The 12,371-nt window shown below is 64.9% G+C and carries 13 protein-coding genes and 1 riboswitch; all 13 genes read right to left on the reverse strand.

What is annotated here, in order from left to right; translation table 11 throughout:
• Nucleotides 1-532, reverse strand: a 532-nt coding sequence (locus JJ959_RS18750; RefSeq protein ID WP_292887167.1) for an ABC transporter ATP-binding protein, incomplete at its 3' end; no start/stop codon positions are given.
• Nucleotides 529-1,458: a nickel transporter permease gene (gene nikC, locus JJ959_RS18755; protein WP_292887168.1), complete on the reverse strand. Its 930-nt coding sequence runs from the start codon at nt 1,456-1,458 to the stop codon at nt 529-531. The genes nikC and JJ959_RS18750, both read right to left, overlap by 4 nt.
• 13 nt (nt 1,459-1,471) lie before the next feature.
• A complete protein-coding gene (locus tag JJ959_RS18760) occupies nt 1,472-2,533 on the reverse strand; it encodes an ABC transporter permease (protein WP_292887169.1) in 1,062 nt (353 codons plus the stop codon).
• A gap of 11 nt (nt 2,534-2,544) precedes the next feature.
• A complete protein-coding gene (locus tag JJ959_RS18765; RefSeq protein WP_292887170.1) occupies nt 2,545-4,152 on the reverse strand; it encodes an ABC transporter substrate-binding protein in 1,608 nt (535 codons plus the stop codon).
• A gap of 161 nt (nt 4,153-4,313) precedes the next feature.
• The gene (locus JJ959_RS18770) at nt 4,314-4,808 is read right to left on the reverse strand and encodes a thioesterase family protein (RefSeq protein ID WP_292887172.1); all 495 of its coding nucleotides are present in this window, start codon (nt 4,806-4,808) and stop codon (nt 4,314-4,316) included.
• A gap of 4 nt (nt 4,809-4,812) precedes the next feature.
• Nucleotides 4,813-5,427 carry a LysE family translocator gene (locus JJ959_RS18775; RefSeq protein WP_292887174.1) on the reverse strand — a complete coding sequence of 205 codons (615 nt, stop codon included), beginning with the start codon at nt 5,425-5,427 and terminating at the stop codon, nt 4,813-4,815.
• A gap of 91 nt (nt 5,428-5,518) precedes the next feature.
• Nucleotides 5,519-5,920, reverse strand: coding sequence for a DUF1636 domain-containing protein (locus JJ959_RS18780; protein ID WP_292887176.1), 402 nt, complete (start codon nt 5,918-5,920; stop codon nt 5,519-5,521).
• Nucleotides 5,917-6,669: a CbtA family protein gene (locus tag JJ959_RS18785; protein WP_292887178.1), complete on the reverse strand. Its 753-nt coding sequence runs from the start codon at nt 6,667-6,669 to the stop codon at nt 5,917-5,919. The genes JJ959_RS18780 and JJ959_RS18785 overlap by 4 nt, the downstream gene beginning before the upstream one ends.
• A 9-nt stretch (nt 6,670-6,678) precedes the next feature.
• Entirely contained in the window at nt 6,679-6,858 is a 180-nt protein-coding gene (locus JJ959_RS18790; protein ID WP_292887180.1) for a CbtB-domain containing protein, read from the reverse strand.
• Between the two features lie 75 nt (nt 6,859-6,933).
• A riboswitch (cobalamin riboswitch) is annotated at nt 6,934-7,154 on the reverse strand.
• A gap of 36 nt (nt 7,155-7,190) precedes the next feature.
• Complete coding sequence (locus JJ959_RS18795) at nt 7,191-7,790, reverse strand: sarcosine oxidase subunit gamma family protein (protein WP_292887182.1); 600 nt, start codon at nt 7,788-7,790, stop codon at nt 7,191-7,193.
• Complete coding sequence (locus tag JJ959_RS18800) at nt 7,783-10,815, reverse strand: sarcosine oxidase subunit alpha family protein (protein ID WP_292887184.1); 3,033 nt, start codon at nt 10,813-10,815, stop codon at nt 7,783-7,785. The genes JJ959_RS18795 and JJ959_RS18800 overlap by 8 nt, the downstream gene beginning before the upstream one ends.
• Entirely contained in the window at nt 10,812-11,102 is a 291-nt protein-coding gene (locus JJ959_RS18805) for a sarcosine oxidase subunit delta (protein ID WP_292887186.1), read from the reverse strand. Before JJ959_RS18805 ends, JJ959_RS18800 begins: the two co-directional genes overlap by 4 nt.
• Before the next feature lie 12 nt (nt 11,103-11,114).
• On the reverse strand, nt 11,115-12,371 hold the full coding sequence (locus JJ959_RS18810; RefSeq protein WP_292887188.1) for a sarcosine oxidase subunit beta family protein: 1,257 nt from the start codon (nt 12,369-12,371) through the stop codon (nt 11,115-11,117).

Genomic DNA, 12,371 nt, shown 5'->3' on the forward strand with positions numbered 1-12,371 from the left:
GGTCCGGGATCAGCATCATGGCGATCATGATGCGCTGGCCCATTCCGCCCGAGACCTCGTGCGGATAGAGCCCGAGCACCCGTTCGGGATCGCGGATCTTCACCGCCGAAAGCATCTCCAGCGCGCGCTCGATGGCCTCGCGTTTCGAGGCGCCGGTATGGACGCGGTAGGCCTCGGCGATTTGCTCGCCGATGGTCATCACCGGGTTCAGCGAGTATTTCGGGTCCTGCATGACCATGGAGATCCGGTCGCCGCGGATCTGCCGCATCTCCTTTTCGGAGAGCGTCATCAGATCCTTGCCGTCGAACTCCATGCGTTTCGCCGTCACCACCCCCGGCGGGCGGATCAGGCGCAGGACGGAGCGGCCCGTCATGGTCTTGCCGGAGCCGGACTCGCCGACGATGCCGACCTTTTCGCGGCCGATCGAGAAGCTGATGTCGCGGACCGCATCGACGATGCCGGTGCGGGTATGAAAGCGGACCGAGAGGTCCTCGACCGTCAGAAGGGCCCCGTTCGCGTTATCGGAGCTCATTGTCCGCTCCTCGGATCGAGAATGTCGCGCAGTCCGTCGCCGAGCAGGTTGAAACCGAGGCTGACGACGAAGATGGCGAGGCCAGGCATGGTGGCGACCCACCATTGGTCGAGCAGGAACTTGCGGCCGGCGGAGATCATTGCGCCCCATTCCGGGATCGGCGGCTGCGCGCCGAGGCCGAGGAAGCCGAGACCGGCCGCCGTCAGAATGATGCCGGCCATGTCGAGGGTGACGCGGACGATCACCGAGGAGAGGCAGAGCGGCACCACGTGGCCCGCGATGATTCGGGCCGGAGAGGCCCCCTGTAGCCGGATCGCACTGATGAAGTCCTGGTTGCGGATGGTCAGGGTCTCGGCCCGGGCAAGGCGGGCATAAGGCGGCCAGGAGGTGATGGCGATGGCGAGCACCGCGTTTTCGATCCCCGGGCCGAGCGCGGCGACAAAGGCGAGTGCGAGCACCAGGCGCGGGAAGGCCAGGAAAATATCTGTCAGGCGCATCAGGACCGTATCGATCCAGCCGCCGGCATAGCCGGCCAGTGTGCCGACCACGAGGCCGAGGACGGGTGCCGTGGCCGCGACCAGGGTCACGATATAGAGGGTGATGCTGGCGCCATGCAGCAGCCGGCTGAGGATATCGCGGCCGAGCTCGTCCGTTCCGAGGAGGTGTCCGGGGCTTCCAGGTGGCAGCAGGCGGTTTGCGAGAGTCTGCTGCAGTGGGTCGTGCGGCGAGATCCAGGGCGCGATGGCGGATATCACGATCAGCGCGAGCAGGATCGCCAGCCCGATCATGGCTAGCGGATTGCGCGAGAGCGAAAGCCAGCCGAGATAGAACTGCACCATGCGCGCCTGTCCGCGCGACCTCGGCGTATCGGTGGTTAGCCAGGCTTTGAGGCCGGGTTCGCAGGTTTGAACAGTTTTTGCGGTCATGATCTCTGTCCTGCTATCGGGCGCGCGGATCGACGAGCCGGTAGAGCAGGTCGGAAAGAAGGTTCAGGCCGACGAAAACGGAGCCGACCACGATGGTCCCGCCGAGCACGGCGGCCATATCGGCCGAGAGCAGCGCGTTCGTGATGTAGAAACCGAGGCCGGGCCAGGCGAAGACGGTCTCGGTCAGCACCGAGCCTTCGAGCAGCTGGGCATAGGAGAGCGCGATCACCGTGATCAGCGGCACCATGACGTTGCCGAGCGCATGGCCCCAGATCACCCGGGTCTCCGAGAGACCTTTCACGCGGGCGGTGGTGACATATTCCTGGCTCAGCTGCTCCAGCATGAAGCTGCGGGTCATGCGGCTGATATAGGCGATCGAGTAATAGCCGAGCACCGATGCGGGCAGAATGATGTGCGACAGCGCGTTGTTGAAGATCTCCAGATCGCCGGCCAGCAGGCTGTCAATCAGGATCGCGCCAGTGACCTGGGGAACGGTGTCCTCATAGAAGATGTCGAGCCGTCCCGGACCGCCGACCCAGCCGAGGATGCCGTAGAAGACCAGGAGCCCGATCAGGCCAAGCCAGAAGACGGGCATGGAATACCCGAAAAGGCCGGCGACGCGGATGACCTGGTCCGGCCAGCGGCCGCGATGCACCGCCGCGACGACGCCCATCGGAATCCCGAAAACGACACCGAAGATGGTCGCGATGGTGGCAAGCTCGAGGGTGGCCGGAAAGACGCGCGCGATATCCTCGGCTACCGGACGGGAGGTCAGCAGAGAATTGCCGAGATCGCCGGAGAGCACGTCCCTGATATAGACGCCGAACTGGACGTAGAGCGGCTGGTCCAGCCCCATCGCCACGCGCGCGGCCTCGTAGACCTCCTTGCTCGCCTTGTCGCCGACGACCGCCAGCACGGGGTCGATCGGCATGACGCGGCCGATGACGAAGGTCACGAAAAGCAGGCCGAGGAAGGTCGCCGCGATCGTCGAGACGAGTTTCAGGACCCGCTTGAAGAAGAGGGGGGAGAGGGACCCTGTCCCTCTCCCCGCCTTGGTGGTGTCTAGTGATGTCATTCAGCCGTGTCTTACTTCGTCACGGTCCAGTAGAAGACGCTCGTCACGGCGCTGCCGGTATAGAGATTCTTCACGTTGGCGCGCAGAGCGGTCTGCTCGATCTTCTGCGCCATGATCACGAAGGGGCTGGTCATCTGATGCTCCTTCTGGATCTTGCGGTACATCTCGGCCCGCGTGTCGCGGTCGCTTTCCTGCACCGCGGCTTCGGTTTCCTTCGACATTTCCGGGATCGCCCAGGCGTTGCGCCAGGCCAGCTTGCCGGTCAGACCGGCTTCGTCGCTGTTGTCCGGGTTATGGGCGAAGGTGTCCGCGTTGGTCTGCGGATCCGGATAGTCCGGGCCCCAGGCGCCGAGATAGATCTCATGGCTGCGGGCTCGGTAGACGCCGAGGGTCTGCTTGCCGGTACCGGAGTCGATGGTCGCCTTGACGCCGGCAGAGGCCATGTTGGCCTGCAGCGCCTGGGCGATTTCCATGGTCTGCGGATCGTTGCGGGCGAGGATCTTGACCTCGAGGCCGTCCGCATAACCGGCTTCGGCGAGCAGGGCTTTCGCTTTGGCGATGTCGAGCTTGTACGGCTTATCCTTCAGTTCGCCGAGATAGGTCAGCGGCAGGAAGGCCTGGTGGACGGTATACTGGCCCTTCAGGATGCTCTTGGTCATGCCGTCATAGTCGACCATGTACTTCATCGCCTCGACGACCTTCGGATTGGCCAGGCGCTCGACCTTCTGGTTCAGGCTGAAATAGATGATCCGGCCGCGCAGGTCGCTGTCGACACGCAGGTCCGCGTTGCCGCCGACGGCGGTGATGTCGTCCGGCGAGAGGTTGCGGGCGGCGTCGACGTCACCCTTCTCGAGCAGCAGGCGCTGGCTGGCGGATTCGGTAATGTGACGCACGAAAACCCGCTTCATCGCCGGCGCGCCGCGCCAGTAGTCCGGGTTGGCCTCAAGCACATAGCTCTCGTTCGGCTTCCAGCTCTTCAGGGAGTAGGCGCCGGACCCGGCGGAGTTGGTCTTCAGCCACTCGTAGCCGAAGTCGCCGTCCTTTTCATGTTCCATCGCGGTCTTCATGTCGACGATCGAACCGATGGTCGCGGTGAAGCAGTTGAGAACAAAGGAGGTCGCGTATTTCTTGTCGGTGGTGACGACGAGGGTCATGTCGTCGGTCGCCTTGACCATTTCCTTCACATTGTCGGCGGTCAGGCCGAACTGGCTGAGAATGAAGGACGGGGTCTTGTTCAGGAGGATCGCGCGCTGCAGCGAGAAGGCCGCATCATGAGCGGTTACCGGATTGCCGGAGTGAAACTTGACGCCCGGACGCATCTTGAAGGTGAAGGTCTTGCCGTCCTCGCTCACCGTCCAGCTCTCGGCCAGGCCCGGAATATAGCCACCGGAGAGATTGGCGGGGTCGAAGGTGACCAGCGTGTCATAGACGTTGTTCGCGAGATCGCCGCCGGAGAACTCGAAGACCTCCGCCGGATCGAGCGACACGATGTCGTCGATGCCGGTGGCAATGACGAGGGTGTCGGCCGGTGTCGCCGCGCGTACCGCTCCGGAATGGAACGGCAATGCCACGGTGGCGGCAAGCGCCGCGACCGCGAAGCTCTTTGCCAGAACGTTCATGTGAAGCCTCATAATTTTTATGTCAAAGCTGAGCGCTTTTCCACGATCCGGGACGGATCGGGTTGATGAACCCTAATCCTTGGCCGGTCTGATCACAAACACTAGTTCAGCCCATCAAAGCTGAATCTTGCGTGCGAACCCCCCTTCTGAATTCGCGCCTCTCAGCTCTGCTCGGGGTGGTCGAGATCAGTGATCGCCTGACGCAGTTCAGGCGAGATCGGCGCCTTTTTTCCCGTCGAATTGACGATCATGACGAAGAGTTGTGTCGACCAGTTGCAGCAGCCCTGTTCGTCCCAGGTCGCGTATTCCATGACCATGCTGGTATTCCGCATCGAGACCGTGCGCCCTGTGACGCAGACCGGCGCGTGGTAGGAGAGACCGCGGATATATTCGATCTCGAGATGCTTCATCACCGGTCCGGGCACGTTCATCGCGTGACGGGGATGTCCAAGAACCTCGAAATAGATGTTCCGGAGGCTTTCGTACCAGGCGAGATAGGCGGTGTGGTTCACATGAGCGAAGCCGTCGCAATCCCGCCACTCGACCAGTTTCGGCATCGCAAAGCTCCATTCCTCCGGGATATGGAAGCGCGCGCGGAGTTCGTCCGTGACCGCATACTGGGAAAGGGATCCGTGCCCGCCAAGGGAGTCGGTCATGTGTTCAGCGCTCCAGGAAGGCGACGCGGATGCCGAGGAAGATGAGCAGCCCGCCGAAGATCCGGTTCACCAGCTTCTGACCGCGCTCCAGCACCCGGCGGACGATGCCGGTGTCGAGCGTGAAGACGAAGAAGATCCAGAAGGCGGCGCTGACCGCCATCATGATGGCGACGAGCAGGAGCGTGGTTCCGGTCGCGGTCTCAGGCGTGATCACCATGGTGAAGACCCCGAGGTAGAACAGCGTGCCCTTCGGGTTGAGGATATTGTTCAGAAACCCCTGCAGGAACCAGCGCTGGCTCACCGCACGCGGTTCCAGATCTCTCACCGAGAGCTTGGTGTCGCTGGCGAAGAAGCTCATCACGCCGAGATAGATCAGATAGGCGGCGCCGGCATATTTCAGGATGTTGAAGGCGAGGATGCTCTGCGAGATGAGAAGCCCGATGCCGATCGCGCAGTAGGTGATATGCACCAGGTTGCCGGTGAGGACCCCGAGGGAGGATTTGAGACCGGCGGCCCGTCCGCCGATGATCGTATTGCGCATCACGATCACCATGTCCGGACCCGGGCTGATCATGATGAGCGTGGTGATGCCGAGAATGACGAGGATCTGGTCGAGCATGGAGTGTCCCTCTGCGGTTGCCCGGGGAAGAGGCTAGCCGGTCAGAGCCGAGCTGATCCAGCGGCAAAATTGGATCGGTGACAATGCCGCGTCAGGCAGGCTCGGGTGCGGGAAGCAGCCGGCAGATGACGCCGCGCCGGAAGACGGGAGGGCGTTCCTTCAGCTGTGGTACGCCGTTCGGGGAGGCGGCAACGGCTCTTGCCGCCGCAATGATCTCCTCGACCTGGGTGTCCGGGTCGGCATCGCCGATCACATAGCTCCAGAGCCCGGGGCCGCGAAGCGCGAAGGTTACCGGACGGTCGCATACGGCCATGCATTCCACCGGACGCAGAGAGATCCCGCTTTCTCCGGCGCAGGCCTCTTCAAGCCGCTCGAGCAGAAGCTGACCGTTGCGCCCTGTTCCGTCCGCGGCGCGGCAGGAGATGCAGACGTCGATTGTGACGGGATGGGGAGGGCGGTTTCTGCCGCCCTCCGTCGCGATAGGGTCGCTCACGCGTTTGCGGTGGCGGAAGATGCCCCGGCCCGCTCCCAGACGAAGCCGGCGACGCAGCCGGTCAGGGCCCAGGTGACGGCATGCACCACCAGGGACGCAGAAGCGAAATGTCCGGAGAGTTCCGAGGGAACGTTGCTCGTATAGCCATCCGCGTGGGGTGCTCCGATCACGTGCGGGAGTGCGATCAGGGCAAGACCGGCGACGATCGCGAGCGTGCTGGAAACACGGAGCGCGAGGAAAAGTCCCAACGCGGTGGCGAGCGCGGTTCCAATCCACCAGATCTGCCGGTCCTCCAGAACCGCCGCTGCGGAGCCCGGAAGTTCGGGGCTGAGACCGAGGGCCGGCGCGAGGCCTGTCGCGGCAAAGGCCGCGGCGCCCCAGGCGAGGCCTGTCCGGGCGGTTATCTTCGCGTCGGTGAGAACCATCACGGCAAGCAGGATCAGGGCGAAACCGAATGTGGTTCCGACCGTTGCCAGCGCCGTCGAAAGGCTGCGCTCGATCCCGTCCTCGGGCGCCCAGGCGTTTTCATTGCCGTGATCCTCGCCGGCATGGGCGAGATGGACGAATGAATCGCTCCGGATTTCCGACGCATGCGCGACCAGAAAGCGTCCGGCGGTGGCGATCTCACCCGACTCGTATTTTTCCGCTTCGAGGATCAGCGGCGTGGTGGTGACTTCCTGCAGACCGGCGACAAGCACGCCCGCAAGAAATCCGGCCGCGAGTGCGGCCTTCACAAATCTCGTCAGCATGGTTGTGCCTTAGTGGCAGGGAAAGGCCATGCTGTGACGGGTGTCGTGCGCCACGTTATGGACCGTGTCCGACGAAGCGAATCCGGTCAGGAAAACGACTCCGAGTCCGCCGAGAAGGGCGAAGGCGGCGATCAGTTTTTTCGCGCTGCCGACAGAAATCGCGGCGGTCTGCTGAGTGGTTGCGGTCATGTGTCCCTCCGACAAGAGCCAGTCCGGGGCGGGCACTCCTGCCGTTGCCGGATGTTGCTATAGAAGACGCCCGGAAATCCGGGGCGCCACGTCGGCAGGTCTCCTGGCTCGCGGGTCACTGCTTCGTCCTGCCTTCCCAGTCCCCGGTGGGACCAGTGGCTCACTCCGGACGTCGCTCGCCGCTCACAGTTGCGGGGGCAGCCACGGATTTGGTCCCTGATGGGTACGCCGCACCGTGTTCCCTTTTAATCTTCTGCCGATCTTTCGGCATCGGAGCCAACATCTGATCAGAATATCGTCCCTGTCGCGCATGAACAAGCGATGATCCGGTCTCAGGCGACACGGCAGCCGAATTCCAGCGCGCCGTCGAGCAGCATCTCGAACAGATGCACAGCGTAGGAGCGGTGGACATAGATGTCGTAGACCGGCTCTGCGCTGCGGCAATCGATCAGGGCCGCGCAATGGAACAGGCTCGTCATCCGGCTCGTATCCGGCCGGAAGGCGTCCGGGTGGATGTCGATTCCGCAGCCCTTGGCGAGCAACGTCCGTGCATCGCGGCCGGAGAGACGGAGGCAGACGCGGGCGTGTGAGAGCCCGGTCACGGCCGCGCTTTCGGGCAGGCTGGCGCGCAGATGGGCCGCAAGGTCCCGGCCTTCCGGTTCACTGATGAGCCAGCGCCCGGTTCCGGTCCCGAGGATGCGCGGACGGCCTGTTCCGGCCGCTTCATTCGGCATGCCAGACGGTGCGATGCCGAGTGCGTTGCCGGCCGCCGCAGTCAGATCTTCGGTACCCGCTTCGATCTGCACGACGGAGAGCGGTCCGCGCTCAGAAAGGAGGATGCCCGGACCGTTGAACGGCGTTGCGCCGAAATCGCCGGGTACGAGCACGCCTTCGAGGGCGGAACGGCGCTGGGGGGATGCGAGATCAGCCATGGAGCCGCGCTCCTTCCTCGTCATAGACCACGGGCGCGGTCACGCGGCATTCGACCGCTTCGTTCCGGAGCGGAAAGACCGCCCAGACGGTCTCCCCGATGCGCTCCCGCCCTCCCTTCAGCATGCCGAGCGAGATCGGCCGGCCGAGATTGGGACTGAGATAGGCGCTGGAACTGACGTGGCCGAGCTTGGGCACCGGTGGCGGCGTCTTCGGGTCGGCCACCAGCACGGATCCGGCGCGGATCCTGGTCTTGCCGTCGAGAGGCGTCAGGCCGACGAGCGCCGGCCGCGAGGGATCGGCCATGCCTTCCCGCGCCGCCATCGCATCGCCGACGAAACGCTTCTTCGTGCTCATCATGCCACCGAAGCCGAGGTCGCCGGCGGTGTGACGCCCGTCGATCTCGCTGACCGTCACGTGGCCCTTCTCGATGCGGAGGATGCCCAGCGCTTCCATCCCGTAGGGCAGGAGGCCGTGGCCCGCACCGGCCTCGATGCAGCGCTCCCACGCGGCCGTGCCGTAGTCTGCCGGAACCGCGATCTCGTAGGCCAGTTCGCCGGAGAAGCTGATCCGGAAGATCCGTGCCGGAATGCCGCCGAGATCGGTCTCGCGGACACCCATGAAGGGGAAGGCGTCGTTCGAGAAGTCCGTGTTGGGAAATAGCGCGGAGAGGATTGCCCGGCTGTTCGGTCCGGCGATTGCCATCGCCGCCCACTCGTCGGTGACCGAGGCGACCTTTACGTCCAGATCCGGCCAGTGCACCTGCAGGAGAACCTCGAGATGCTGCATGACCGGACCCGCCTCGGCGGTGGTCGTGGTCATGTAGTAGTGGTTCTCGCCGATGCGCGAGGTGGTGCCGTCGTCGAGCGCGATTCCGTCCTCGCGCAGCATCACGCCGTAGCGCGCCTTGCCGATGGCGAGCGTCTTCCAGCCGTTGATATAGACCCGGTTGAGGAACTCCGCGGCGTCCGCGCCCTGGATGTCGATCTTGCCGAGCGTGGACACGTCGGAAATGCCGGCGGCGTTCCGGACCGCAAGGGTTTCCCGGATGATTGCCTCGTCCATCGCGGCCCGGGACGGAGTCTCGCCCGGCTGGAGGTAATATTGCGGCCGCATCCAGAGCCCGGCCTCGATCATCTTCGCGCCGTTCGCGAGATGCCAGTCATGCATCGGGGTGCGCCGTACCGGATGGGCATGGCGTCCGCGTTCGCGCCCGGCGAAGGCGCCGATGGCGACCGGGGTGTAGGGCGGGCGGAAGGTCGTGGTGCCGACAGCGGCAATATCCATCCCGCGCGCTTCCGCCAGGATGCCGTGACCATTGATGTTCGAAGTCTTGCCCTGGTCCGTCCCCATGCCGAGCGTGGTGTAGCGCTTCAGATGCTCGACAGAAACATAGCCCTCGCTCTCCGCCAGCTTCACGTCGGAGGCGGCGACGTCGTCCTGCAGGTCGACGAAGCTCCTGGCCTTGCGGCCGGGCAGGGCGGGGACCTGCCAGAGGGTCATGAAGGAGCCGGTCGCGGGCTCGTCGGTTGCCGGTGTTGCGGGCGACGAGCCGACAGGGAAGCCAAGGCCTTGGGCCGTCTCGCGGCCGGCTGCGATACCGTCCGCGAGGCATTCGGCAAGGCTGAACCTGCCGCGTGCGGCACCGATGGAACGGTCGTTCATCCGAGAGGCTCCCGGCACGAAGGCCGCAATCGCCGGGTCGAAGACCGGACGGCCGCTCTGGTGGCTGTGCAGATGGACATTCGGGCTCCAGCCGCCACCGGTGGCCAGCAGGTCGCACGGAATGAACCGGGTCTCCGGCATGCGGCCTGAGCGAAGTGTCTCGAGATCCGCGATATCGACACCCGCGAGGCCGAGATAGCCATGCGTACGGACGACGGCCGCGCCTTCCACGATATCGATCCCGCGGGCCGCGACACGATCTTTCAGTTCGCCTTGTCCGCCCGTGCGCGGGTCGATGACGCCGCGCACGTCGATCCCGGCATAGGCGAGGTCGAGCGCGGTCCGGTAGCCGTCGTCGCTGTTGGCGAAGATCACGGCGCTCTTGCCGGCCTGCACGGCGAAACGGGTGGCATAGGCCCGCGCCGCGCCGGCGAGCATGACGCCCGGCCGGTCGTTGCCGTCGAACACCAGCGGGCGCTCGGTCGCACCCGTGGCGAGCAGCACGCGCTTCGCATGGATCAGCCAGCGGCGCTGCCGCACCTTGTAGGGGGCCGGGGCTAGCAGGTGATCGGAGACCCTTTCGACCGCACCGATGGTGTCGCCGTCGTAATAGCCGAAGGCGGTGGTGCGGGTAAGGAGGGTGACATTCTCCATGTCCTGAAGCGCCGCGACGGTTTCGTTCGCCCAGTCCATGGCCGGGCGCCCGTCGATGCTCTCCTGCTCGGCGCGCAGGCGCCCGCCGGGACGGTCGTTCTCGTCGATCAGGAAGACCCGCGCGCCGGTTTCTCCCGCCTGAAGTGCGGCGGCGAGGCCGGCCGGACCGGCGCCGATCACGACGATGTCTGCATGGCCGTGCATCTTGTCGTAGCTGTCCGGGTCGGGAATATGCTCCGCCGCACCCATGCCGGCCGCCTTGCGGATGAAATGCTCGTAGAAATGCCAGCCGGGCAGGCCCATGAAGGTCTTGTAGTAGAAACCCGCGACGAGGAAGCGGGAGGCGAGGTCGTTCACCCCCATCAGGTCGAGTTTCAGGTTTGGCCAGCGGTTCTGGCTCTTCGCCTCCAGTCCGGCGAACAGCTCGATCTGGGTCGCCCGCGTGTTCGGTTCCTGCCGGCCGCCGGAGCGCAGATGCACCAGCGCGTTCGGTTCCTCCGGCCCGGCGGAATAGATCCCGCGCGGGCGGTGATACTTGAAGCTCCGGCCGACCAGCCGGACGCCGTTGGCAAGCAGTGCGGAGGCGAGCGTGTCGCCCTGGTAGCCGATGTAGTTCTTTCCGTCGAAGCGGAAGCCGAGCGGCTGGGTGCGCTCGATCTCCCCGCCACTGGAAATCCGAAAGGGCTGCTGTTCCTTGCCCCGGATCATCGTTCGGTCTCCGCGTCGGGCAGCGCAATCTTGTCGCCGGGCCGGCCGGCGCCGAGGATTTCGTGCGTCAGCGTGTTGCGCAGCACCTTCACCACCTCGCGGCAGCCGAGCGAATGGTGCCAGAGTTCGAGATGCGGGCCGCGCGGATTGTCGCGCAGATAGACATAGTCGAACCAGGCGGGATCGGACGTCTCCGCGCCGTCCGGCCGCTTCTTCGTCGCGTCGCCGATATAGGTGAATTCCTCGTGCCCGCGGGAGCCGCAATAGGGGCAGTCGATATAGAGCATGGCCGGCGCCTCCTAGTGCTTGCCCGGCACGGCGCCGGTGGCTTCTTCGTCGATCAGGTGGCCCCGTTCGAAACGGTCGAGCCGGAGCCCTGCATTCAGCGCGTGTGGTTCGTCCTCGGCGATGGTGTGGGCGAAGACCCAGCCCGAGCCCGGCGTCGCCTTGAAGCCGCCATAGCACCAGCCGCAATTGAGGTAGAGATTGTCGATCGGCGACTTTCCGATGATCGGGCTGCCGTCCATCGACATGTCCATCACCCCGCCCCAGTGGCGCAGCAGGCGGAGGCGCGAGATCGACGGCACCATGGCGAGGCCGGCGCGCATCACGTGATCGATGGTCGGCAGGTTCCCGCGCTGGGCGTAGGAATTGTACATGTCGAGATCGCCGCCGAAGACGAGGCCGCCCTTGTCGGACTGGCTGAGGTAGAAATGCTCGGCGCCGAAGGTCACGACATGGTCGAAGAAGGGCTTCAGCGGTTCGGAGACGAAGGCCTGCAGCACATGGCTCTCGATCGGCAGCTTGAGGCCGAGCTTGGAGGCGAGATGGCCGGTATTGCCGGCGACCGCGAAGCCGAGCTTGCCGCAGCCGATGGTGCCCCGGCTGGTCTCCACCGCCTCGATCCGGTTGCCGCTGCGCCTGAACCCGGTGACCTCGCAGTTCTGGATGATATCGACGCCGAGCCGGTCGGCGCCGCGGGCGAGACCCCAGGCCACGGCGTCGTGCCGTGCGGTACCGCCGCGGGGCTGCAGAAGGCCGCCATAGATCGGGAAGCGCGCCTCATCCGAGAAGTCGAGATGCGGCACCATCTTCATGACCTGCCTGCGGTCGAGCAGCTCGGCGTCGACCCCGTTGAGGCGCATCGAGTTGCCGCGCCGCGCGAAGCGGTCCATCTGCCCGTCCGAATGGGCAAGATTGAGTACGCCGCGCTGGCTGAACATGACGTTGAAATTCAGCTCGTGACTCAGCTGTTCCCACAGCTGCAGCGACTTCTCGTAGAAATGCGAATTGTCGTCGAGCATGTAGTTGGAGCGCACGATGGTCGTATTGCGCCCGGTATTGCCCCCGCCGAGCCAGCCTTTTTCCAGCACCGCGACATTGCGGATGCCGTGTACCTTGGCGAGATAGAAGGCGGTCGCGAGGCCGTGTCCGCCGCCGCCGACGATGACCACGTCGTAACTCGGTTTCGGCTCGGGGTCGCGCCAGGCACGTTGCCAGTTCTTGTGCCCCGTCAGCGCGTTCCGGACGAGGCTGAAGACGGAATATTCGGCCAT

Source organism: Nisaea sp., from assembly GCF_017640745.1.
Taxonomy (GTDB): Bacteria; Pseudomonadota; Alphaproteobacteria; order Thalassobaculales; family Thalassobaculaceae; genus Nisaea.

Excerpts from the sequence above, each read along its gene's own strand:
- nikC (WP_292887168.1), bottom strand. The coding sequence starts at position 1,458 with ATGACCGCAAAAACTGTTCAAACCTGCGAACCCGGCCTCAAAGCCTGG.
- JJ959_RS18760 (WP_292887169.1), bottom strand. The coding sequence starts at position 2,533 with ATGACATCACTAGACACCACCAAGGCGGGGAGAGGGACAGGGTCCCTC.
- JJ959_RS18765 (WP_292887170.1), bottom strand. The coding sequence starts at position 4,152 with ATGAACGTTCTGGCAAAGAGCTTCGCGGTCGCGGCGCTTGCCGCCACC.
- JJ959_RS18770 (WP_292887172.1), bottom strand. The coding sequence starts at position 4,808 with ATGACCGACTCCCTTGGCGGGCACGGATCCCTTTCCCAGTATGCGGTC.
- JJ959_RS18775 (WP_292887174.1), bottom strand. The coding sequence starts at position 5,427 with ATGCTCGACCAGATCCTCGTCATTCTCGGCATCACCACGCTCATCATG.
- JJ959_RS18785 (WP_292887178.1), bottom strand. The coding sequence starts at position 6,669 with ATGCTGACGAGATTTGTGAAGGCCGCACTCGCGGCCGGATTTCTTGCG.
- JJ959_RS18790 (WP_292887180.1), bottom strand. The coding sequence starts at position 6,858 with ATGACCGCAACCACTCAGCAGACCGCCGCGATTTCTGTCGGCAGCGCG.
- JJ959_RS18795 (WP_292887182.1), bottom strand. The coding sequence starts at position 7,790 with ATGGCTGATCTCGCATCCCCCCAGCGCCGTTCCGCCCTCGAAGGCGTG.
- JJ959_RS18800 (WP_292887184.1), bottom strand. The coding sequence starts at position 10,815 with ATGATCCGGGGCAAGGAACAGCAGCCCTTTCGGATTTCCAGTGGCGGG.
- JJ959_RS18805 (WP_292887186.1), bottom strand. The coding sequence starts at position 11,102 with ATGCTCTATATCGACTGCCCCTATTGCGGCTCCCGCGGGCACGAGGAA.
- JJ959_RS18810 (WP_292887188.1), bottom strand. The coding sequence starts at position 12,371 with ATGGCCGAATATTCCGTCTTCAGCCTCGTCCGGAACGCGCTGACGGGG.